The 21,041-nt window shown below is 71.7% G+C and carries 21 protein-coding genes; 15 read left to right on the plus strand and 6 right to left on the minus strand.

Going from position 1 to position 21,041, the window contains the following annotated elements:
- Positions 1–21: 21 nt before the first annotated feature.
- Genes MW290_RS21255 through MW290_RS21265 form a run of 3 tightly spaced genes read right to left on the minus strand, consistent with a single transcriptional unit; the run spans position 22 to position 2,974 of the window.
- A complete protein-coding gene (locus MW290_RS21255; protein WP_250199665.1) occupies positions 22–1,062 on the minus strand; it encodes an ABC transporter substrate-binding protein in 1,041 nt (346 codons plus the stop codon).
- On the minus strand, positions 1,059–1,901 hold the full coding sequence (locus MW290_RS21260) for a cysteine hydrolase family protein (RefSeq protein WP_250199666.1): 843 nt from the start codon (positions 1,899–1,901) through the stop codon (positions 1,059–1,061). The genes MW290_RS21255 and MW290_RS21260 overlap by 4 nt, the downstream gene beginning before the upstream one ends.
- Positions 1,898–2,974: an ABC transporter substrate-binding protein gene (locus MW290_RS21265; protein ID WP_250199667.1), complete on the minus strand. Its 1,077-nt coding sequence runs from the start codon at positions 2,972–2,974 to the stop codon at positions 1,898–1,900. Before MW290_RS21265 ends, MW290_RS21260 begins: the two co-directional genes overlap by 4 nt.
- Positions 2,975–3,373: 399 nt before the next feature.
- Between MW290_RS21265 and MW290_RS21270 the strand changes: the two genes are divergently transcribed.
- From MW290_RS21270 to MW290_RS21285, 4 genes are all read left to right on the plus strand, one after another.
- A complete protein-coding gene (locus MW290_RS21270; protein WP_250199668.1) occupies positions 3,374–4,261 on the plus strand; it encodes a LysR family transcriptional regulator in 888 nt (295 codons plus the stop codon).
- 135 nt (positions 4,262–4,396) lie between these two features.
- Positions 4,397–4,921 carry a CHRD domain-containing protein gene (locus tag MW290_RS21275; protein ID WP_250199669.1) on the plus strand — a complete coding sequence of 175 codons (525 nt, stop codon included), beginning with the start codon at positions 4,397–4,399 and terminating at the stop codon, positions 4,919–4,921.
- A 152-nt stretch (positions 4,922–5,073) separates the two neighbouring features.
- Positions 5,074–5,841 (plus strand): cytochrome c oxidase assembly protein, encoded by a 768-nt coding sequence (locus MW290_RS21280; RefSeq protein ID WP_250199670.1) that lies wholly within the window; start codon positions 5,074–5,076, stop codon positions 5,839–5,841.
- Positions 5,838–6,485, plus strand: coding sequence for a cytochrome b (locus MW290_RS21285; protein ID WP_250199671.1), 648 nt, complete (start codon positions 5,838–5,840; stop codon positions 6,483–6,485). The genes MW290_RS21280 and MW290_RS21285 overlap by 4 nt, the downstream gene beginning before the upstream one ends.
- Here the strand turns inward: MW290_RS21285 and MW290_RS21290 are convergent.
- On the minus strand, positions 6,424–7,008 hold the full coding sequence (locus MW290_RS21290; protein ID WP_250199672.1) for a c-type cytochrome: 585 nt from the start codon (positions 7,006–7,008) through the stop codon (positions 6,424–6,426). The two genes, MW290_RS21285 and MW290_RS21290, sit on opposite strands and share 62 nt — an antisense overlap.
- Before the next feature lie 88 nt (positions 7,009–7,096).
- On the opposite strand from MW290_RS21290, the gene MW290_RS21295 reads away from it, so the two are divergent.
- The 4 genes from MW290_RS21295 to MW290_RS21310 are packed head-to-tail and all read left to right on the plus strand — an operon-like array spanning position 7,097 to position 11,346.
- The gene (locus MW290_RS21295) at positions 7,097–7,516 is read left to right on the plus strand and encodes a c-type cytochrome (RefSeq protein WP_250199673.1); all 420 of its coding nucleotides are present in this window, start codon (positions 7,097–7,099) and stop codon (positions 7,514–7,516) included.
- A complete protein-coding gene (gene coxB, locus MW290_RS21300) occupies positions 7,479–8,462 on the plus strand; it encodes a cytochrome c oxidase subunit II (protein ID WP_250199674.1) in 984 nt (327 codons plus the stop codon). The genes MW290_RS21295 and coxB overlap by 38 nt, the downstream gene beginning before the upstream one ends.
- Positions 8,459–11,041 (plus strand): cbb3-type cytochrome c oxidase subunit I, encoded by a 2,583-nt coding sequence (locus MW290_RS21305; protein ID WP_250199675.1) that lies wholly within the window; start codon positions 8,459–8,461, stop codon positions 11,039–11,041. Before coxB ends, MW290_RS21305 begins: the two co-directional genes overlap by 4 nt.
- The gene (locus MW290_RS21310; protein WP_250199676.1) at positions 11,038–11,346 is read left to right on the plus strand and encodes a hypothetical protein; all 309 of its coding nucleotides are present in this window, start codon (positions 11,038–11,040) and stop codon (positions 11,344–11,346) included. The genes MW290_RS21305 and MW290_RS21310 overlap by 4 nt, the downstream gene beginning before the upstream one ends.
- A gap of 34 nt (positions 11,347–11,380) precedes the next feature.
- Here the strand turns inward: MW290_RS21310 and MW290_RS21315 are convergent, their stop codons facing one another.
- Entirely contained in the window at positions 11,381–11,971 is a 591-nt protein-coding gene (locus tag MW290_RS21315) for a glutathione binding-like protein (RefSeq protein WP_250199677.1), read from the minus strand.
- A complete protein-coding gene (locus tag MW290_RS21320; protein ID WP_250199678.1) occupies positions 11,968–13,443 on the minus strand; it encodes an MFS transporter in 1,476 nt (491 codons plus the stop codon). The genes MW290_RS21315 and MW290_RS21320 overlap by 4 nt, the downstream gene beginning before the upstream one ends.
- Before the next feature lie 62 nt (positions 13,444–13,505).
- On the opposite strand from MW290_RS21320, the gene soxR reads away from it, so the two are divergent.
- From soxR to MW290_RS21355, 7 genes are all read left to right on the plus strand, one after another.
- Entirely contained in the window at positions 13,506–13,958 is a 453-nt protein-coding gene (gene soxR, locus MW290_RS21325) for a redox-sensitive transcriptional activator SoxR (RefSeq protein WP_250199679.1), read from the plus strand.
- 96 nt (positions 13,959–14,054) lie between these two features.
- On the plus strand, positions 14,055–14,804 hold the full coding sequence (locus tag MW290_RS21330) for an inositol monophosphatase family protein (protein ID WP_250199680.1): 750 nt from the start codon (positions 14,055–14,057) through the stop codon (positions 14,802–14,804).
- A gap of 178 nt (positions 14,805–14,982) precedes the next feature.
- Positions 14,983–15,351, plus strand: a complete 369-nt coding sequence (locus MW290_RS21335) for a helix-turn-helix domain-containing protein (RefSeq protein WP_250199681.1) — start codon at positions 14,983–14,985, stop codon at positions 15,349–15,351.
- Between the two features lie 39 nt (positions 15,352–15,390).
- On the plus strand, positions 15,391–16,092 hold the full coding sequence (locus MW290_RS21340) for an HAD-IA family hydrolase (RefSeq protein WP_250199682.1): 702 nt from the start codon (positions 15,391–15,393) through the stop codon (positions 16,090–16,092).
- The gene (locus tag MW290_RS21345; protein WP_250199683.1) at positions 16,089–17,288 is read left to right on the plus strand and encodes a M20 aminoacylase family protein; all 1,200 of its coding nucleotides are present in this window, start codon (positions 16,089–16,091) and stop codon (positions 17,286–17,288) included. The genes MW290_RS21340 and MW290_RS21345 overlap by 4 nt, the downstream gene beginning before the upstream one ends.
- 4 nt (positions 17,289–17,292) lie before the next feature.
- Positions 17,293–17,679, plus strand: coding sequence for a cupin domain-containing protein (locus MW290_RS21350; RefSeq protein WP_250199684.1), 387 nt, complete (start codon positions 17,293–17,295; stop codon positions 17,677–17,679).
- A gap of 50 nt (positions 17,680–17,729) precedes the next feature.
- The gene (locus tag MW290_RS21355) at positions 17,730–21,041 is read left to right on the plus strand and encodes an ATP-binding protein (protein WP_250199685.1); all 3,312 of its coding nucleotides are present in this window, start codon (positions 17,730–17,732) and stop codon (positions 21,039–21,041) included.

Below are 21,041 nucleotides of genomic sequence, written 5' to 3' on the forward strand. Positions count from 1 at the left end.
GCAGGGCGTTGAAGGGCGGGCTCAGAACAGCTTGGCGGGCCGTTGCTCGCGCGGCGGCAGGAAGCTGCGGTCGAACACCTCGGCAGAGGCGGGCGTGCGGGCCAGCTGGTTGGCATCGACCAGGATCTCGATGCCGCGGGCCAGGCGCTTGTCGTCCACGTCACCCAGGCCAATGCGGGCCACCTCGGGGTGGCTCATGTCGTTGCGCAGCGTGGCCAGCAGGCGCTCCTTCTCCACCTCGCGCTTGAGCAGCGGCTCGCGCTTCATCACCGCGTCGATGCCGGCGTCGGGGTTGGCGATCACGTCGGCAATGGCTCGGTTGAGCGCCTTCACGAAGCCGGCCACGGCCTGCGGGTTGTCCTTCACGAAGGGGCGCGAGAAGAACACCGCGTTGCTGTACAGGTCCATGCCGTGCGCGCCGTAGCGGATGAAGCGCAGGTCCTTGGCCGGGTCCATGCCCATGGCCTTGGCGCTGAAGCTCACGGTGGTCACGTAGCCGAAGGTGGCGTCCACCTGGTCGCGCGCCAGCATCTGCTCACGCAGGTTGGGCGCCATGTTGGTGATCTTCACCTTGGTGGCGTCCAGCTTCGCCAGCTTGGCGAAGGCCGGGAACAGCTTGAGCGCGCCGTCGTTGGCGGGGCCGCCCACGGTCTTGCCTTCCAGGTCGGCCGGGCCCTTGATGGGGCTGTCCTGTTTCACCACGATGGTGAAGGGCGGCGTGTTGTAGAGCATGTACACGCCCACCGGCGCTTCGGCCGGGCGCTTGGTGGCCAGGTCGATCACGGCGTTGAGGTCGCCGAAGCCGGCCTGGTAGGCGCCCGAGGCCACCTTGGGGATGGAGGCGGCCGAGCCCTCGCCCTGGTCGATCTCCACGTCCAGCCCTTCGGCCTTGAAGTAGCCCTTGTCCTGCGCCAGGAAGAACCAGGCCTGCGGGCCTTCGTACTTCCAGTTCAGCACCATCTTGATCTTGGTGGTCTGGGCCTGCGCGCCCAGGGGCAGCAGGGCGATGGTGGCGGCCAGGCTGGCCAGGGCCAGCGTCGCCAGACGGCGGGAGGTGTTCATCGGGTGTCCTTCTTCGATGAGGAAATGGCAGGAGCGGGATGCAGCGCGGCGCTGGCCGTCAGGGCCGGGATCAGCGCTTCGGCGGTGCCGACGAAGCCGTGCAGCTTGTCGACCAGGAAATGGATGGCCCGCGTGACGTAGGCGGGCGAGGGCGTGCCGCAGGCGTCCTTCAGCAGCACGCAGTCGTAGCCCAGGAAGCTGGCGTCCTGCAGGCTGGCGAAGACGCAGCGGTCGGTGTTGACACCGCCGAACAGCAGCGTGGTGATGCCTTGCTGGCGCAGCAGGCTGTCCAGCTCGTTGTCCCAGAAGCCGCTGAGGCGGTGCTTGAACACGCTCAGGTCGCCGGCGGCCACCGGCAGCTCGGCCACCACCTGCGCGCCCCAGCTGCCGGCCACCACGCTGGGCCCGTGGTCCAGCGGCGAGGCCTGGGCATAGCCCACGCCCTGCCGGCCATCGGCATCGGGGCGCATGGCCTTGTACTGGAGCACCGGGCTCAGGTTGGCCGCATCGGGGCGCACGCCCCAGTTGAGCCACACCACGCGGCCGCCGGCATGGCGCCAGGCCGGCAGCAACTCGGTCAGCACCGGGATGGGCTTGCGGGTGGCGCGCATGCTCACGCCCTTCTGCGCGAACCAGCCTTTGGGGTGGCAGAAGTCGTTTTGCATGTCCACCACCACCAGCGCGCTGCGGTGCACGTCCAGCTCCACCACGTCGGTGTGCGTGGCCAGCCGCACCGGCCGCGGCGGCACCGGCGGGCGCACCAGGCTCACGGCCTCGCGCGATCCCGTCCAGGCCGTGGCGGCGCTGGCGCCGTAGCGGCGCGTGCGGGCGGGGCTCATTTCAGCGTCAGCTGGCGTTCGGCCAGCGGCGGCAGGAAGCGGCGGTCGAACACCTCGGCCGGGGCCGGTGCACGCGGCAGGTCGAAGGCCTGCTGCACCTGGCCGATGGCCTTGGCCAGGCGTTCATCCAGCACGTCGCCCACGCCGATGCGCTGTGTCTCGGGCGTGATCACCACCTGGCGCAGCGCGTACAGCAGGCGCCGCTTCTCCAGCGACTTGTTGATCAGTGGCTCCTGCCTGGCCAGCGCTTCGATGGCGGCATCGGGGTCGGCCACCGCATCGCGCACACCCTGGTGGATGGCGCGCACCAGGCCGGCCACCACCTGGGGCTTGTCCTTCAGCAGCGTGGGCGACACCAGCACGCCGTTGCCATACAGCGCAATGCCGTGGTCCGCGTAGTGGAACCAGCGGATGTCCTTGTCGGGGTCGATGCGCTGGCCCACCAGGTTCAGGTAGCTGGTGACCGAGAACACCGCCGAGGCCTCCACCTGGTCGGTCAGCAGCATCTGCTCCTGCAGGTTGGGCGCCATGTGGCTCCAGGTCACCTTGCCGGCGTCGATGCCGTTCAACTCGGCCAGCGCCGGGAACATCTTCATCGCGGCGCCGCCGGCCGGCGAGCCGATGGTGCGGCCCTGCAGATCCTTCAGGCTTTTGATGGGGCTGCCCGCCTTGACCATGATGGCGAAGGGCGCGCGGTTGTAGACCATGTACACCATCACCGGCACGCTGCCGGCCGGGCGGGTGGCAGCGTTCTGGATGATGGCGTTGATGTCGCCGAAACCGGCCTGGTAGCTGCCGGCCATCACCTTGGTGACGGCATTGGCCGAGCCGTCGCCGGTGTCGATCTGCAGGTCGATCTTTTCCTTGGCGAAGTAGCCGCGCTCCTGCGCCAGGTAGTACCAGGCGTGCACGCCTTGCAGCTTCCAGTCGAGCACGAACTTCAGCGGCGTGGTCTGCGCCTGGGCGGCCAGACCCAGCGTGGCCAGCGTGGTGGCCGTGACCCAGCGGCGCAGCGTGGCGCGCAGGCGGCTCGTGTCGGGGGTGCAGGGCGTGGGGCGGCGGGTCAACAGCACGGGTCAGGCTCCGTCATCGTGGATGACGCGGTGGCTTGCACCGCCCGTGCCGGAAACGCGTTTTCAGCGTGCTGAAAGCCTGCCTTTTCGAGCCAGCGGTGTTGCCGTATCGGCAACGGTATGGCGCCGGCCCGCGCGGGCATTGGGCTGGCGCGTGGCAGGGTGGTGGCCGATGGCCCGGCAGGCGAGGGGGCCGGGCGATGCCGGCGAACGCCTGGGCATGCCAGCCTGCGGCGCCGGCGCGGCGGGCGCGCCCCGATCTGGTTCCGCGCCAGCCCGTGACAGGCCTGTTCCTGGTGCGCGCTGTTGCCATTTCGGGCACCCGTGTTCACGCACCGATGCCGTTTCGGCTACGGTCGCACGGCGCCGCATGGCACTGAACCTGCTGCACGGCGGCGCATGAATCACCTGCGTTTCCTGCGCTACGTCGACGAGGTGGCACGCGCCGGCTCCATCCGCCAGGCGGCCGAGCGGCTGCATGTGGCGCCCTCGGCCGTCAACCGCCGCATCCTGGATCTGGAAGATGAACTGGGCACGCCCATCTTCGAGCGCCTGCCGCGCGGCATGCGGCTGACGGCGGCGGGCGAGCTCTTCGTGCGCTACATCCGTGGCCGCACCGCCGAGCTGGACGAGGTGCGCTCGCAGATCGAGGAATTGAAGGGCCTGCGCCGCGGCCGTGTGAGCCTGGTGGCCAGCCAGGCGCTGGCGCCGGCCTTCCTGCCGCAGGTGGTGGCCAGCTTCCGGCAGGCGCATCCGCTGGCCGTGCACCAGGTGCGCATCGGCGACCACCTGCATGCGCTGGAAGCGCTGCGCGCCTTCGAGGCCGACCTCGCCCTGGTGTTCAACCTGGCGCCCGAAGCCGACATCGAGGTGCTGGCCGAGTACGAACAACGGCTGCAGGCGGTGATGCACCGCGACCATCCGCTGGCGGCGCGGGCCAGCGTGCGTGTGCGTGACTGCGCCGACTACCCGCTGGTGCTGCCCAACCGCGACATCGGCGGCCGCCAGCTGCTGGAGAAGTTCCTGGTGCGCAGCTCGGTCAAGCTACGCCCGGTGGTGGAGAGCAACTCCTTCGAGTTTTTGCGCGGCTGCCTGTACCACGGCCAGGCGGTGTCGTTCCAGATCGCCATCGGCACCGTGGAAGACGGCGGCGCGCTGGTGGCCCGCCCGCTGGAAGACCGCCACTTCCCGCATGGCCGCCTGGTGCTGGCCGGCCTGCGCGGCCGGCAGCTGCCCGTCATCGCGCATGCGTTTGCCGAACATCTGAAGGCGGCGCTCGGCCGGTGATCCCGGCCCTGGTTACACCTGGGGCGCCGCGCGTGGGCCGAGGCCCTTGGTTCCAGGGGTGTGCTGCCACTTGCGGGCATGGCGGTGGGTTCGCACGATCAACGTCCCCTTGTCCACCTCGTTCGGAGCCCCGTGATGATCAAGAAGTCTGTCCTTTGCGCGGCGATCCTGATCGCGCCGTTCATGGCCACGCCCGCGCTGGCATCCATCGACACCTACACCGCGTTCCTGTACGGCAGCAACGAGACGGGCGGTGGCGACACCGACGGCTTTGGCGTGGCGACGGTGCTGATCGACAACGCGGCGCTCACCGTGTCGTGGTCCATCATGGCCAACAACATCGAGCTGCCGCTCACCGGCGCGCACATCCACGCTGCAGCGGCCGGCGTCAACGGCCCGGTCATCGTCGACTTTTCGGGCAGCCTCACCGGCTCACGCCTGTACGACGCCGACCTGGCGTCGATCACGCCGATGAACCCCACCAGCTTCTACGTCAACCTGCACAACGCCAGCTTCCCGGCCGGGGCCATCCGCGGGCAGCTGCAGTACGTGGGCACGGCCATGGCGCCGGTGCCCGAGCCCGAGACCTATGCGCTGATGCTGGGCGGCCTGGGTGCCATCGGCCTGCTGGTGCGCCGCCGCCAGGCCGCGCGCGGCTGAGGTCCGCCTGAACCCCGGCAGCGTTGCAATATGCGGCGCTGTCCGACGCACGGCGTTCACAAACTGCAGCACAGTCGCGGCATTCATCCGCCGGCCGAGGCAGGCGCGGCGGCCCCTGATGCCCGACCCTTGCGCCCAGGCGCCTTCGATCCATGCCGGATGCACGCACGTGGATACCTTACTGCGGTGAGGCGCCGACCCCCGAGTTCTGGCTGAGCCGCTGGAACCTCGATCCCGTGCTGTGGGTCGGCCTGCTGCTGGCCGCGGCCGCGCTGTGGCTGCCCTGGCGCGGGCTGAAGGCGGCCACGCCGGGCCAGCGGCGGTCGCTGCGCTGGGCCTGGGGCGCGGCGGTGCTGCTCTACGTCTCGCCGCTGTGCGCGCTCAGCTCGGCGTTTTTCACCGTGCGGGTGGTGCACCACATGGCCCTGGTGCTGGTGGTGGCGCCCTTGATGGCGCATGGCCTGGCGCCCTGGCTGCGGCGGCTGCCGGTGCCACTGTGGCTGTGCACCGCGGTGGCGGCCGTGGCCTTCTGGACCTGGCACGTGCCCGGGCCGTATGCCGCGGCGATGTCGTCGCATGCGGTGTATGCGCTGATGCAGCTCAGCCTGCTGGGCAGCGCGACGTGGTTCTGGCTGGCCGTCAACCGCAGCGACCCGATGCGCGCGCTGGCCGCCATCCTGGTGACCACGGTGCTGATGGGCCTGCTGGGCGCGCTGATCACCTTCGCGGCGCGGCCGCTGTACGAGCCGCACTTCGCCTCCAGCCTGAGCTGGGGCTTCTCGCCGCTGGAAGACCAGCAACTGGCCGGCATCGTGATGTGGGCACCGGGCAGCATCGCCTACCTGCTGGCGGCGGTGTGGATCGGCTGGCGCTGGCTGCGGGCCGAGCGCCCGCGCGCTCTGACGGCTGACGCGGCATGAACCTGGTCTCGCTGATCGAGTGGGCCGAGGGCTACAACCGCCGCGGCCTGTACTCACCCATCGGCGTCGGCTTCCATTGGCTGATGGCGGCGTTGATGTTCTTCCAGCTGGGCTACGGCTGGTACCTGGCCTGGCTGCCCGCCGGTGGCGACAAGCTGCTGGGCTACCAGACGCATGCCGAGATCGGCCTGACCATCATGGCGCTGGGCTCGCTGCGGTTTTTCTGGCGCAGCCAGATCAGCGGGCCGAAGAATGTCGAGGAAGACTCGTTCCAGGGCCGGGCCAGCCGGCTGCTGCAGAACTGGTTCTACGTCAGCTTCTTCGCACTGCCGATCAGCGGCTGGGTGATGTGGTCCACGCTGCCGGGCGACTTGCCGCTGTCCATCGCGGGCATCGTGCCCTTTCCCAACCTGCCGTTCGACCAGTTGTCGGAAGGCCTGCAGCACACGCTGATGCAGTGGGCCGCGAAGGCGCACCTGTGGATCGTGTGGATCACCACGCTGGCCATCCCCGGCCATGCGGGCGCTGCCGTGCTGCACTACCTGGTGATGAAGGACAAGGTGCTGCCGTCGATGCTCGACCTCAACGGGCCGGAGATGCCGGGCGTGCTGGGATCGTCGACAGATGAAGGCTCAGCTGCCTGACCTCGTCGGCCCCCAGTTGCTGCGCCACCTTCAACATCGCATGGTCGCCGTCGTTGCGCCGCTTCGAGGTCTGCCAGTCCTGCAGCTGCTGCGTCAGGTAGAAGGCGGGCTGCGCCTGCAGCGGCGGGCCGCCGGCCGCACCCACGCCGTCCACGCCGTGGCAGCTCTGGCAGGCGCGGGCATACAAGGCCGCGGCAGCCGGCTCCACCGGCGCCGTGGTGGCCGGCGGCAGGCCCACGGGTGGCAGCGCGGCATAAAAGGCCGAGACCTGCACCCGCTCGTCGCTGTCCAGGAAGCGGGCCACGTCGCGCATCACCGCATGCGGGCGCAGGCCGGCGGCGAAGTCTTCCATCTGCTTTTGCAGGTAGCCCGCGGGCAGGCCGGCCAGGCGCGGTGCATCGAAGCCGTTGCCTTCACCCCGCGCGCCATGGCAGGTGACGCAGGCATAACGCGCCCCGCCTTCGCCACCGCTCATCGCGATGAGTTCACCGCCGCGGCCGAAACGGTCGGCGCTGGGCGCCATGCGATCGGTGCAGCCCCATGCGGGCAAGACAAGTGCCAAGGCCCATACCAGGCGGGTATGCCGGGGGCGTTGGATGGGTGAGGGGGGAATGCTGTTGGACATCGGCTGCGGGTCATCTTCCCTGGCGAGCAAACGCCGGTCAAGCGTGGGGCTGATGCTGCTGGCCAGCAGCCTGCTGGCCGCCTGCGACGGCCCGCCCGACCGCACGCCTTCGCTGGGCGATGCCAGCGTGCAGCGTGGCCGCCAGCTCGTCATCCAGCACGGGTGCACCGCTTGCCATGCCTTCCCCGACGTGCAGTGGCCCCGCGGCGGGCTGGGTCCTTCGCTCGAGCACTTCGGGCGTCAGGGGCTCATCGCCGGCCAACTGCCCAACCAGCCCGGCGTGCTGATGGCCTTCGTGCGCGATGCGCCGTCCCTCGTGCCCGGCACCGCCATGCCCGCTTTCCCGATGTCCGACCAGGATGCCCGCGATGTCACAGCCTATCTCGTCCAGCTCGGCGCTCGCTGAAGCGCTGCGCGGCTGGCCCCCGCCCGTGCTCGACCCGCAGGGGCCGCTGTCCAACAGCGTCACCACGCTGGCCTGGGTGCTGCTGGCCATGGTCACGCTGATCTTCCTCTTCGTGTGTGCCGCCATGTGGGTGGCGCTGTACGGCAGCGACGGCCTGCGCGCCCGCCTGGGTGGCGAGCGGGTGGTCAAGTGGCTGGGGCTCATCATCCCGTCGGGCATCCTGGCGGTGCTGCTGGCCGGCGGCACCCTGCTGGTGGCCAGCACCACGCGCACCACCGGCGACGAGCTGCGCATGCGCGTGTCCGGCAACATCTACTGGTGGCGGGTGTCCTACCTCGATGCGCAAGGCAAGGAATACATGGCCGACGCCAATGAGCTGCACATCCCCACCGGCCGGCCGGTGCTCATCGACATGGTGTCGGAGGACGTGATCCACAGCTTCTGGGTGCCCAAGCTGGGCGGCAAGATGGACATGATCCCCGGCCGCACCAACCAGCTGCGGCTGCAGGCCGACCAGCCCGGCAGCTACGGCGGCCAGTGCGCCGAGTTCTGCGGCGGTGCCCATTCGCTGATGGGCTTCGTGGTGGTGGCGCATGCACCGGCAGACTGGGAGCGCTGGCTGGCGGCCCGCCGCGCGCCGCGCCCGGCGGTCCCCGCTGGCGACACCGAGGTGCAGCGCGGAGCCAGGCTCTTCAACGAAGTGGGCTGCGCCGCCTGCCACCGGGTGGCGGGCACCGAGGCCCAAGGCCTGGCCGGCCCCGACCTCAGCTTCGTGGGCTCTCGCAGCTCCCTGGGTGCGGGCATCCTGCCCAACAACCGGGGCACGCTGGTGGGCTGGATCGGTGACAGCCAGTCCATCAAGCCCAACAACCGCATGCCGGCCTACCGCTCGCTGCCCGCGGCCGAGCTGCATGCGCTGGCCGCCTACATGGAGTCGCTGCGGTGACGCAGGCCGCACTCCCGGGCGCGGCGGCCGAGCCGTCGGAAACCGCCTTCGACCGCCGCCTGTACGAGCGCTTTCCCACCAGCGGCGAGCGGCCTGAAGGCGAGCTGGAGACGCTGGAAAAGGTGTGGGAGCCGCCCACCGGCATCCGCAAGCTCACCGACGTCAACAACAACTTCATCGGCTTCATCTTCATCGTCACTGCCTTCGCCTTCTTCCTGGGCGCGGGCGTGCTGGCGCTGGTGATGCGGGTGCAGCTGACGGCGCCGCTGGCCGGCATCGTGCCGCAGGAAACCTACAACCAGCTGTTCACGATGCACGGCTCGGTGATGATGTTCCTGTTCGCGGTGCCCGCCATCGAGGCCATCGCGGTGATGCTGCTGCCGCAGATGCTGGCTGCGCGCGACCTGCCGTTCCCGCGCCTGTCGGCCTATTCGTACTGGACCTATGCCATCGGCGGCACGGTGTTCTTCGGCTCGGTGTTCTTCAGCCTGGCGCCGTCGGACGGCTGGTTCATGTACCCGCCGCTCAGCTCGGGCGTGTACTCCAAGGGCATCAATGCCGACTTCTGGCTGCTGGGCATCGGCTTCATCGAGATCAGCGCCATCGCCGGCGCCATCGAGCTGGTGGTGGGCGTGCTGCGCACCCGCGCGCCCGGCATGTCGCTGGCCCGCATGCCGGTGTATGCCTGGGCGGTGCTGATCTTCGGCGTGATGATCCTGCTGGCCTTCCCGTCGATGATCCTGGTGACGCTGCTGCTGGAGCTGGAACGCGCGTTCAACTGGCCGCTGTTCGATGCCACCCGTGGCGGCGATCCGCTGCTGTACCAGCACCTGTTCTGGTTCTTCGGCCACCCCGACGTCTACATCATCTTCATCCCCGCATCGGCCATGGTGTCCACCATGGTGGTCACCATCGCGCAGAAGCGGCTGGTGGGCCACGAGGTGGTGGTGCTGGCGATGATCGCCACCGGCTTCATCAGCTTCGGTGTGTGGGCGCACCACATGTTCACCGTGGGCATGCCGGGGCTGGCGGCGGGCTACTTCTCGGCGGCGTCGATGGCGGTGGCCATCCCGGCCGGGGCGCAGGTGTTCGCGTGGATCGCCACGCTGGCCTCGGGCAAGGTGCAGCGCCACGTGCCGGGGCTGTTCGTGGTGGGCGGCATCCTCATCTTCGTGATGGGGGGGCTCACCGGCGTGATGGTGGGCATGGTGGCCTTCGACGGCCAGGCGCACGACACCTACTTCGTGGTGGCGCACTTCCACTACGTGCTCATCGGCGGCATGTTGTTCCCGCTGTTCGCCGGCTTCTACTACTGGACGCCGATGATCAACGGCCGCCGGCTGTCCGAGCGCTGGGGCCGCTGGGTGTTCTGGCTCATGTTCATCGGCGTGCACGTGTGCTTCCTGCCGATGCACCTGGTGGGGCTGATGGGCATGCCGCGGCGGGTGCACACCTACCTGCCGGGCCGCCTGTGGGAGCTGCCCAACATCATCTCCACCGTCGGCGCCTTCATCATGGCGGCGGGTGCGCTGCTGTTCGTCATCGACGCGGTGCGCTGCTATGCCTGCCAGCCCAGGCCGGGTGAAGAAGAGGTGGGCAACGTGTTCAACGGCGGCACGCTGGAGTGGCTGCCCGCGGGCAACTACTCGGTGCGTTCCATCCCCATCGTGCGCGACCTGGAGCCGCTGTGGGCCCACCCGCGGCTGGCGGCCGATGTGGAGGCGGGCCGCTACTTCCTGCCGGGCAGCGCCACCGGCCAGCGCGAGACGCTGGTCACCAGCCCGCTGCAGGCCGAGCCGCAGTACCTGCAGATCATGCCCGGCCCGTCGTGGTGGCCCTTCCTGGCGGCGGTGTTCACCGCGGGTTTTTTCCTGCTGCTCACCGTCAAGGCCCTGGTGCTCAGCGGCGTGTGCGCGGTGCTGGCCGTCGTCGGCCTGATGCGCTGGCTGTGGGACAACGACCGCCACCTGCCGCAGGCCGAGGTGGACGTGGGCGGCGGCGTGCGGCTGCCCACCTACGTGGCCGGGCCGCAGGCGCATGGCTGGTGGGCCGCGGTGCTGCTGGACGTGGTGCTGGGCACCATCTTCGTGATGGCGATGTTCGCGTACCTGTACCTGTTCAACGCCCACCCCGAGGCCTGGCGCGTGGCCGCGCCGCTGGATGCGTTGGTGCCCGGCCTGGCCCTGCTGGCCGCGGCTGGCGGCCTGGCCTATGCCGCGCGGCCGTTGATGGCCCGCTTCGAGCGTGGCGCCGGCCTCAGCGCGCTGGCGATGAGCCTGAGCGCGCTGTGCCTGGCGGGCGCGCTGGGCGTGGACCTGTGGCACTGGTGGCAGTCCGGCCTGCGGGGGGACGCCAGCGGCCAGGGCGCCACCGTCTACGCGATGATGGCCTGGCATGGTTGCATCGTCGTGTCGGTGCTGCTGTCGGCCCTGTTCTACCTGGCGCGCTGGGTGCGCGGGCTGGCGCCGGGGCCGGCCAACAAGACACTGGAGGCCTTGCGCGTGTACTTCCTCTACGCCGCGATGGAAGGCACCGCCGGCCTGCTGCTGCCGCGCCTGGTGCCATGGGGGGGTGCATGAGCCCCAACGCACTCGCGCCGGTGCGCGGCATGATCCTCACCGCCTTCAGCATCTGGTTCGTGCACTTCCTGCTGTGCTGGGCGGCGGTGGAGATCTGGCCTCATGGCCCGGTGGCCAACCGGATGGCCTGGGCCTTCACCGCGCTGGCGCTGGCCGCCATGGGCTGGCACTACCAGCGGGTGCAACGCCTGGCCGGCCAGGGCGGGGTGGTGGGCTTCAGCCACCGCTTCGCCCAGGGCGCGGTGGCCATCGCCACCGTAGCGGTGCTGTTCACCGCCTTGCCGGCGGTGGTGTTCGTGCCTTAGTGAGTGGCTGGGCGAGTGCCCTCCTGCGGGCGGCTCACTTCGCGTCGAGGCCTTCGTGCCGCAGCGCCAGCTGCACCGCCGGCCGTGCTTCCAGCCGCTGGCGGTAGGTCTGCAGCGCGGCCGGCACGGTGGCGCCCTTGCCGTCGGCCCAGCGCAGCATCACGTACAGGTAGGCGTCGGCCACCGACATCTCGTTGCCGAAGAGGTAGTCGCCCTTGAGCTGACCGGCCAGGTACTGCAGCCGCTGGGCCACCTTGTCCAGCGCGGCGGTCTTCTCGGCGTCGCTGGTCGGGAAGAACAGGCGGCCGAACTGCTTGTGCACTTCGGTGGAGATGAAGGCCAGCATTTCCAGCAGCCGGGTGCGCCCCAGCTCGCCGCCGGGCAGCGGCTTGCCGCTGCGCTGGGCGATCCAGTCGAGCAGCGCAACGTTCTCGGTCAGCGTGCTGCCGTCGTCCAGCACCAGCGTGGGCACATAGCCCTTGGGGTTGATGCTGGTGAAGTCGGCGCCGTCCTCGGTGCGCTTGGCACGCAGGTCGACGGTGATGCGGTCGAAGTCGATGCCGGCTTCGTGCAATGCAATGTGGGCGGCCAGGCTGCAGGCGCCGGGGGCGAGGTAAAGCTTCATGTCGTGTCTCCTGGTGAAGTGGCCGATGTTGGCGCCACGCGGTCTTCAGGGCAATGGGCGTGCGCGCCGCCGCGGGCGGTGCGCCGCGACAGCAGCGCGCCCAGCGCCGGCAGTGTCGCCGCGATCGCCATCACGCCGATGAAGCCACCGGCCGTGGAGGCGCCACTGTGGCTGAACACCCAGCCCGCCGCTGCCAGCGCGGCGCTGCTGCACAGCGCGTCGCACAGCTGCAGGGCCGAGGCGTTGCGCCCTTGTTCGGCCGCGGGCGACAGCCGCAGCGTCAGCACCGACAGCATCGGAAACGCGATGCCGATGCCGAAGCCCGCCATCAACCAGCCGGCCAGCAGCACCGGGGCCGGCCAGCCCAGCAGCGCCGGCAAGGCGGCGATGCCGATGCCCAGCGCCACCAGCGCAAAGCCGGCGCCCAGCGCCTGCTGCCGCAGGGCCTCGCGCTGCAGCCGCGACTGCAGCGTGCTGCCGGCGCTCCAGGCCACCGCGCCGATGCTGAGCGCCAGCCCGGCCTGCGCCAGGCTCCAGCCCTGGGCCCGCGTCAGGTACAGCGGCACGAAGGCTTCGGCGGTGGCAAAGCCCGCGGCCAGCAGGCCCCGCAGCGCGATCACCGCGGGCAGGCCGGGCGCGGCCACGCGGCTGCCCGGCGGCAGCAGGCGGCCGGCCGCAAACAGCGCCAGCGCCGCGCCCGCGCCCAGCGTGGCCAGCGTCAGGTCCAGCCGGTGGAAGCTGCCCGCCGCATGCAGCAGGAAGGCGCCCAGTGCCGCCAGCAGCGCCCAGCCCAGCACCCGCGCTGAAGCGCCACCGGCCGCTGCCGGCTGCGGCAGGCGGGCCAGCGCCGGGATCAGCATCAGCGCCGTGACGGGCACCGCCGCCGCCACCACCAGGAACACCGAGCGCCAGCCCAGGTGGGTGGCCAGCGCTGCCGCCAGCGTGGGGCCCACCAGGCCGGGCAGCACCCAGGCGGCGGCAAACAGCGCAAACAGCCGTGGGTGCAGGGGCTTGGGCACCAGCTGCCCCATGCCCACGTACAAGGCCACGCTCAGCAGCCCGCTGCCCAGCCCCTGCACGATGCGGCCCGCCACCAGCACGCCCATCTGCATGGCGGTGCCGGCCAGCAGCAGCCCGGCGCCGAACACCCACATGCCCAGCGCGCTGGCGGCGCGGGCGCCCTGCAGGTGCGGCTCCAGCGCCCGCCAGGCCGGGCGCAACGCGGGCCGCGGCGTGGCGATCCAGCCGGCCAGCACCATGCCCACCACCGAGGCGGCCAGCATGCCGCCAAAGGCCAGCGCGTACTGGGCATCACCGCCCAGGTCGGACGCGATCGCCGGCATCACCGCGGCCACGGCCATGGCCTCGAAGGCCAGCATCGAGACCAGCAGCACCGCGCCCAGGCAGGCCGCGCGCCGGCCGCGGGCCAACAAGGGTTCCTCGGGCAGCGTGCCCATCGTCGTGTCGTGCATCGGTGGCCTGGCAAGTGAATGAGCCGCTACAGTAAGACCTCAAGTGAACTTGAGGTCAAGCGATGGCATCCGCAGTATCTCCGTTGACGGTGGGCGAGCTGGCCGTCCGCACCGGCGTCGCCGTCTCGGCGCTGCACTATTACGAGTCGCGCGGCCTGATCCAGGCGCAGCGCAGCGCCGGCAACCAGCGCCGGTATGCACGGGCGATGCTGCGGCGCGTGGCCTTCATCCGCGCCGCGCAGCAGCTGGGCGTGGGCCTGGCCGAGATCGCCGAAGCCTTGTCGGCGCTGCCCGACCAGCGCACGCCCACCAAGGCCGACTGGGCGCGGCTGTCGGCCCGCTGGCGCCAGCAGCTGGAGGCCCGCATTGCCGCGCTGGTGGCGCTGCGCGACCGGCTCGACGGCTGCATCGGCTGCGGCTGCCTGTCGCTGCGGGCCTGTGCCCTCTACAACCCCGATGACCAGTGCGCGCAGCAGGGCAGCGGGGCGCAGCGGCTGGTGCCTGACCCCGGCTGAGCCACGCACGGCGGGTCAGGCCACGGCTGCGCGCACAATGCCGGCCGCCGCGGGCCGTGGGCTCGCGGGTACCGACATCGTTGCTGCCTTTTCCCCATGACCGCTTCTTCCAGACTGCCCGCGCTCCAGCGCATCGCCCGTGCCGCCGCGCAACTGGCGCTGGACGCCTACCAGGCCCGCGACGGCTTCTCGGCACGCGCCAAGCAGGCGCAGGATTTCGTCTCCGAGATCGACGAGCGGGTGGAGCAGCTGATCCGCGACCAGCTGGCGCTCGAGTTTCCGGGCGAGGCGGTGTTCGGCGAAGAGCAGGGCGGCGAGCTGTCCGAGAGCTGCTGGATCATCGACCCCATCGACGGCACCACCAACTTCCTGCGCGGCGTGCCTTTGTGGGCGGTGTCCATCGGCCATGTGGCGCACGGCCAGCCGGAGGCCGGCGTGGTGGTGCTGCCGGCGCTGGGCCTGAGCATCGCGGCGCAGCGCGGCCAGGGCCTGTATGTGAACGGCGAGCGCAGCACGCGCCAGGTGCGCTTCGATGAGGTGAAGCTGGCTTCGCTGGGCGACTCGCACCCGCAGGCCGAAGACGTGATGCGCGCCTACCGCCAGATGCGCGAGGCGGGCTGGGTGGTGGAGATCTACCGCTCGACCGCCACCGCGATGGCGCTGGCCGCCATCGGCCGCCTGGACGGCCATGTGCAGCCCCAGGTCAAGGCCTGGGACATGGCCGGCGCGCTGCCGCTGTGCCTGGAAGCCGGGCTGACGGTGCGCCATGGCCCCTTGCTCACCCGCGACGACAGCCACGTGGCCGTGGGCACGGCCGAGCTGATGGCCAGCCTGGGCCTGAACTGAAGCGACTGCGCCCGCGCGCCGCCGCCATGCACTGAACCAGGGCCCCGGCACCCCGCGGCCGGGCGAGGCCGCACGCAGCCGCAGAATCTGCCGCCGGCCGGGCGACAACCGCAGGCCTTGCCGCTGGGCAGGGCGCATTCGGTACGCGCTCCGGGGGTGCCAAAACTAAGCTGGCGCCATGTCCTGCATGCCTGCCTTGCCGCCCACACAGATGCCGCCCGCCGTCGGCACCACCGTGGCCTACATCCATGCCCACCTGGACGAGCGGCTGCCGCTGGACGAGCTGGCCCACCGCGCCGGCCTGAGCGTGTGGCGCTTGGCCACCGTGTTCCGCCGCCACACCGGCGCCTCGCCGCGGCGCTACATCTGCGCGCTGCGGGTGCAGCGCGCGCAGCGCCTGCTCGACCGCGGCGAGGCCGTGGCCACCGCCGCGGCGCAGGCCGGCTTCTACGACCAGAGCCACCTGTCGCGCCACTTCAAGCAGCTGTGCGGCATGACGCCCGGCCAGTACCTCGCCCGCCAGCGGCAGGCGCCGCAGGCGGCTTGAGCCGCACCTTTCTCCCCATCCCCTCACACGGAGCTTTCCATGGTCCTCAGCCAGTTCAAGGTCCTCACCTTCGACGTCGTCGGCACCTTGATCGACTTCGAGCGCGGCATGCTCGACTACCTGCGGGCCGCAGTGCCCGAAGCCGCCGTCACCGACGACGACTTCCTGGCGGCCTACCGCCGTTCGCGCGGCAGCCCCGACGTGATCGCCTACCCCGACGATCTGGTGCGCGTGTGGCACCAGATCGCGCCGCAGCTGGGCCTGCCCGACACCGATGCGCTGGCCCAGGGCCTGGGCGATTCGGTGCCGCACTGGCCGGCCTTCGCCGATGCGCCCGAGGCGCTGCAGCGCCTGCGCCGGCATTTCAAGCTGGTGACCATGACCAATGCCCAGCGCTGGGCGCTGGCGCACTTCGACGCCACGCTGGGCCACCCCTTCGACCTGCTGCTCAGCTGCGACGACGCGCTGTGCGAAAAGCCCGACCCGCGCTACTTCGCCTATGCCCGCGGCCGCTATGAAGGCGCCTGGGGCTACACCCAGGCGCAGAACCTGCACGTCGCGCAAAGCCAGTACCACGACATCGGCATCGCCCGCCGCCTGGGCCTGGCCACCTGCTGGATCGAGCGGCGCGCCGGCCAGAAGGGCTTTGGCGGCACCATCGCGGTCGACGAGATCACCCGGCCCGACTACCACTACCGCACGCTGGCCGAACTGGCCGATGCGGTGGAGGCCGGCCTTTGAGCCTGGCCGCGCTGCCGGCCACGGCCGACGACGTCGCCGACCTGCTGCCCGACCTGGTGGCGCTGCGGCGCGACCTGCATGCCCACCCCGAACTGGCGTTCGCGGAGCACCGCACCGCCGGCCTGGTGGCGCAGCAATTGCGCTTGCTGGGCCTGCAGGTGCATGAAGGGCTCGCGGGTACCGGTGTGGTGGGCACGCTGCGTTGCGGCAGCAGCCCGCGCAGCGTGGGCCTGCGCGCCGACATGGATGCGCTGCCGATGCTGGCGCTGGGCAGCCAGCCCTGGAAGAGCTGCCATGCCGGTGCGCACCATGGCTGCGGCCATGACGGTCACACCAGCATGCTGCTCGGTGCGGCACGGCAACTGGCGCGCACCCGCCGCTTCGACGGCACGGTGCACTTCATCTTCCAGCCCGCCGAAGAAGGGCAGGGCGGCGCGCGCGTGATGGTGGAGCAGGGCCTGTTCGAGCGCTTTCCGTGCGACGCGGTCTATGCGCTGCACAACTGGCCCGAGCTGCCGCTGGGCCAGGCGCAGACGCGGCCCGGCCCCATCATGGCGGCGGCCGATCGCTTCGACATCACGCTGCGCGGCCAGGGCGGCCATGCGGCCCAGCCGCACCGCACGCCCGATGCGCTGCTGGCCGCCAGCGCGCTGGTGATGCAGCTCAACACCATCGTGGCGCGGCGCATCGACCCGGCCGAATCCGCGGTGCTGTCGGTCACGCGCGTGGAAGGCGGCCACAGCCACAACGTGCTGCCGGCCGAGGTGCGCATCACCGGCACCGTGCGCAGCTTCGACGCGGTGTCGCAGGACCGCATCGAGGCCGCGCTGCGCGACGTGGCGGCCGGCGTGGCGCTGGGCCACGGCGTGCAGGCCGAGGTGAACTACCTGCGCTACTACCCGGCCACGCTCAACACCGAGGCCGAAGCGGCGCTGGCGCTGCAGGCGGCCGAGGCCATCGGCCTGCAGGCCAGCGTGGCGCCGCGTCCGGCCTTCACGTCCGAAGACTTCGCTTTCATGCTGCAGCGCCGGCCCGGCGCCTACCTGTGGCTGGGCCAGGGCCGTGCACCCGGCGACACCCGCCCCAGCCATCCGCTGCACCACCCCCATTACGACTTCAACGACGAGGCCCTGCCGCTGGGCGTGCGCTGGTTCACCAAGGTGGCCGAGCGGGCGCTGGGCGGTGCGGCCCGATGAACCCATGACCACTTCCACGATCACCACCACCCCGCGCGGCATCACCGTGCTGCACCAGACCGCCCAGCTGGGCGGCTTCGAAGACCAGGGCACACCGGCCCGCCCGCTGAGCCAGCCGCCGTGCCGGCTCAGCGGCATCGACGTGCCGCTGCCCGGCGCCGAGGGCCATGGCACCGGCGTCTGGCAATGCGAGCCGGGCCGCTTCGAGCGCCAGCTGGCCCAGGCTGAGGTCATGCACATCCTGGCCGGCGCCTGCCGCTTCACGCCCACCGAGGGCCAGCCCATCGAGATCCGAGCGGGCGACACTTTGTTTTTCCCGGCCCACACGACCGGTGTCTGGGAAGTCACCGAAACGCTGCGCAAGGTGTTCGTGGTGTTCAAGCCGGCCTGAGAGTGAGTGCGTGTCACCAGGGCAGGGCCGGCGGCCCGTAACATCGAGCGATGTTGGCGCCTGTCGCAACGCTCCAGCTGGCCGCCGCGCCAGCCCTCTGCTGGCCCGATGGCCGTCGCATGGCGCTGGCCCCGCGCGATGCCCTGCTGCTGACCTGGCTGGCCATCGAAGGCGCCACGCCCCGCAGCCGCCTCGCCCTGCTGCTGTGGCCGCTGGCCGATGCCGCCGCCGCCCGCAATGTGCTGCGCCAGCGCTTGTTCCAGTTGCGCCGGCAGCTTGGTCTGGCGGTGGTGGAAGGCCAGGCCGTTCTGAGCCTGGCTGCCGGCATCGGCCATGACCTGGCCGCTGCCGACGACGTGCTGGCCGGCCTGGACCCCGGCACGGGCGGTGAGATCGACGGCTGGCTGGCCCAGCAGCGCCATGACAGGCGCGCCCGCATGCGCCAGGCCCTGGCCGAGCTGGCCGACATGGCCGAGGCCGCCCGCGACTGGGACGGCGCCCGCCTCCACGTCCGCGAAATGCTGGCGCTGGACGCGCTGTCCGAGGACGCTCACCGTCGGTTGATCCGCCTTCACTATCTGGCCGGCGACCGTGCCGCAGCGCTGCGTGCTTTTGACGATTGCGAGCAGGTGCTCAAGCATGAGCTCGGCGCCCGGCCCAGCGCCGAGACGCTGGCCCTGCTGCGCACGCTGGAGGCAGCCCGCCCTGCCGCCCTGCAGGCGCTGCCGGCTGCGGTGCTGCGACCGCCGCGACTGGTAGGCCGTGAGGCCGAGCTGCAGGCGCTGCGCTCCACGGCCACGACGCTGGGCCACGTGCTGCTGCTGCGGGGCGAGGCCGGGCTGGGCAAGTCGCGGCTCATCGCCGATCTGGCCGATGAACTGGGCCCGGCCATGCTGGTGGTGTGCGCCCGCCCCGGCGATGCCGGCGTGCCCCATGCGCTGCTGGCACGCTGGCTGCGGGCCTGGCTGCAGCGCCCGGGCGCCGTGCTGGCGCCAGGCGAACAGGCGGTGCTGGCCCGCGTGCTGCCCGAGCTGGGCACGCCGCCGCGGGCCGACCAGCGCGACCGCCTGGCCCTGGTGCTGCAGGCGCTGTTGACGCGGGCGCCCGGCCTGCAGGCCCTGGCGCTGGACGATCTGCAGTTCGCCGACGCCGCCAGCCTGAGCCTGCTGCTGCCCTTGGCCGGTGCCGACGGCCCGGCCTGGGTGCTGGCCCAACGCCCGGCCGAGCTGCCGGATGCGGCCCAACCCGTGCTGGACCGGCTGCGCGCCAGCAGCCGATGCAGCGTGATCGACCTGGTGCCGCTGGACATCGGCGCTGTCACGGCGCTGCTGGCCGATGTGGACCTGCCCGGTCTGGCCATGCCGGAGCAGGCCCACAGCCTGTGGCGCCACACCGGCGGCAACCCGTTGTTCCTGCTGGAGACGCTGAAGCTGGCCCAGGCCAGTCAGCAGGCGCCGGGCGCGCCCTGGCCACAGGCCGGCAGCCTGCTGCGCCACGTCCAGCAGCGGCTGGATCGTCTGGACCCGCTGGCCCGCAAGCTGGTTCGCTGCGCCGCCGTGGCCGGCCAGGACTTCGACGCGGCGCTGGCCGCCACGGTGCTGGGCTTGCATCCGCTGGATCTGGCCGATGCCTGGACGGCGCTGGAAGCGGCCCATGTGCTGCGCGACGGCTGCTTCGCCCATGACCTGATCGCCGAGGCCGCCCTGGCCTCGGTGCCGGCGGCGCTGGCGCCGCCGCTGCATGCCGAGATTGCGCAGGCACTGGAGGCCCGTGGCGGCGTGCCGGCACGGGTGGCGGACCACTGGCTGGCCGCCGGCATGCCGGCGCGGGCGGTGCCGGCCCTGCTGGCCGCCGGCCGGCATGCCCTCGCGGCCTGGCAGCCGCAGGTGGCGGCTCTCTGCTTCGAGCAGGCGGCCAGCCTGCAAGAGGCCGCCGGGCAGCGCGCTGCCGCCTTCGAGACGCTGCTGCGGGCCTGTTCGGTGCTGTCCGAGCATGGCGACGACCCGCGACTGAGGCCCTGGCTGGAACGGTTGGCCGCGCTGGCCGTTGACGACGGGCAGCGCGCTGCGCTGGCCTGCTCGCAGTGTTTCGTGCAGGCGGTGGACGGCGACGACGTGGGCGCCCGCCGCCTGGCCGCCGAGGCGCTGGACCTGGCCCGCTGCGCCGGCCGCGTCGATGCCGAGGTGGAGTTGTTGTGGAGCCTGACCGTGCTCCACTGGGACAACCGGGAACCCGCGACCGCCGCCCGCCATGCAGAGGCCGCTCTGCCGCGCCTGGCGCACATGCCGGCCGACAGCCCGCTGGTGGACACCGACCGCGCCCGCTTTCGCCTGTTGCATGCGCTGGGCCTGGTGCACGGGGCCACCGGCCGTTACGCCGAATCCGACGCCCGGCTGGCCGAGGCCTTGCAGGCCGCGCAGGCCATGCAGGCCCGCCACCTGGCCGAAGGCGTGGCCGCCACGCTGGCGATGAATGCACTGGAGCAGGGCGATCTGGCGCGTGCCCAGCCCTGGGCGGCACGGACCCTGGAGGACGACGACCGCGACGGTGTGGCCGCCAACGTCCGCGCCATCGGCCTGGCGGCGGCATCGACGGTGCAGGCCGTGGCCGGTGCGCTGGGCAGCGCGCTGGCGCTGAGCGAACGTGCGGTGGCCTTATGCAGCCAGGGCCGCTTGCGCTTCGAGCCCAGCGCCTGGCGCCGCCATGCCGGCCTGCTGCACGAGTTGGGCCGGCGCGACCTGGCGCTGCAGGGCCTGCGTGCGCTGCAGCGCCGAAGCGGCCTGAGCGCCGCCGATCAGGCGGCCACGGCGGCGGCCTTGCTGGGGCTGGGTGTGGGCGCTGGCACGGCCGCCCACCGCCGCGCGGCGGCCAGCATCATCGAGCAGGTGGCCGCGTTCGACGACTTCCCGCTGCGGGCCCGGCTGCTGGCCGCGGCCCAGCCCGGCTGTGAGCCGGCGTTGATCCTGCCTGTGCTGGCCGCGACGGCCGAGACGGCGCGTGACCAGGGCGCGCACGGGCTGTGGCTGTCGGTGCAGGCGCGGCGTGTGGCTGCGCTGCGCGCCGCCGGCCGTGCCGACGAGGCGGCGGAGCAGGCCCGGCTGGCCTGGACCGACCTGGCCGCCGGCCGGCAGGCGATGGACCCGTGGCCCCGCGTGGCTGCTGAACTGAGCGCTGCACTTCACGCTTCAGCGCCCGAGCTGGCCCAGACCCTTGCGGAACGCACCCTGGCCTGGATGCAGCAGGCCGCCGCCAGCCTGCCGCCGGCCTGGCAGGCGACGTATCTGGGCCGCGCACCGGCGCTGCAGGTGCTGCCGCTGCGGCCAGCGCTGGCTTTGCCGCCGGCTGCGCCCCAGCGCTGCTGA

The organism is Aquincola tertiaricarbonis (genome assembly GCF_023573145.1).
In the GTDB taxonomy this organism is placed as follows: Bacteria; Pseudomonadota; Gammaproteobacteria; order Burkholderiales; family Burkholderiaceae_C; genus Aquincola; species Aquincola tertiaricarbonis_B.

Coding starts and splice junctions, on each gene's coding strand:
- MW290_RS21255 (WP_250199665.1), bottom strand. CDS start 1,062: ATGAACACCTCCCGCCGTCTGGCGACGCTGGCCCTGGCCAGCCTGGCC.
- MW290_RS21260 (WP_250199666.1), bottom strand. CDS start 1,901: ATGAGCCCCGCCCGCACGCGCCGCTACGGCGCCAGCGCCGCCACGGCC.
- MW290_RS21270 (WP_250199668.1), top strand. CDS start 3,374: ATGAATCACCTGCGTTTCCTGCGCTACGTCGACGAGGTGGCACGCGCC.
- MW290_RS21275 (WP_250199669.1), top strand. CDS start 4,397: ATGATCAAGAAGTCTGTCCTTTGCGCGGCGATCCTGATCGCGCCGTTC.
- MW290_RS21280 (WP_250199670.1), top strand. CDS start 5,074: ATGCCGGATGCACGCACGTGGATACCTTACTGCGGTGAGGCGCCGACC.
- MW290_RS21285 (WP_250199671.1), top strand. CDS start 5,838: ATGAACCTGGTCTCGCTGATCGAGTGGGCCGAGGGCTACAACCGCCGC.
- MW290_RS21290 (WP_250199672.1), bottom strand. CDS start 7,008: ATGGCGCCCAGCGCCGACCGTTTCGGCCGCGGCGGTGAACTCATCGCG.
- MW290_RS21295 (WP_250199673.1), top strand. CDS start 7,097: ATGCTGTTGGACATCGGCTGCGGGTCATCTTCCCTGGCGAGCAAACGC.
- coxB (WP_250199674.1), top strand. CDS start 7,479: ATGTCACAGCCTATCTCGTCCAGCTCGGCGCTCGCTGAAGCGCTGCGC.
- MW290_RS21310 (WP_250199676.1), top strand. CDS start 11,038: ATGAGCCCCAACGCACTCGCGCCGGTGCGCGGCATGATCCTCACCGCC.
- MW290_RS21315 (WP_250199677.1), bottom strand. CDS start 11,971: ATGAAGCTTTACCTCGCCCCCGGCGCCTGCAGCCTGGCCGCCCACATT.
- MW290_RS21320 (WP_250199678.1), bottom strand. CDS start 13,443: ATGCACGACACGACGATGGGCACGCTGCCCGAGGAACCCTTGTTGGCC.
- soxR (WP_250199679.1), top strand. CDS start 13,506: ATGGCATCCGCAGTATCTCCGTTGACGGTGGGCGAGCTGGCCGTCCGC.
- MW290_RS21330 (WP_250199680.1), top strand. CDS start 14,055: ATGACCGCTTCTTCCAGACTGCCCGCGCTCCAGCGCATCGCCCGTGCC.
- MW290_RS21335 (WP_250199681.1), top strand. CDS start 14,983: ATGTCCTGCATGCCTGCCTTGCCGCCCACACAGATGCCGCCCGCCGTC.
- MW290_RS21340 (WP_250199682.1), top strand. CDS start 15,391: ATGGTCCTCAGCCAGTTCAAGGTCCTCACCTTCGACGTCGTCGGCACC.
- MW290_RS21350 (WP_250199684.1), top strand. CDS start 17,293: ATGACCACTTCCACGATCACCACCACCCCGCGCGGCATCACCGTGCTG.
- MW290_RS21355 (WP_250199685.1), top strand. CDS start 17,730: ATGTTGGCGCCTGTCGCAACGCTCCAGCTGGCCGCCGCGCCAGCCCTC.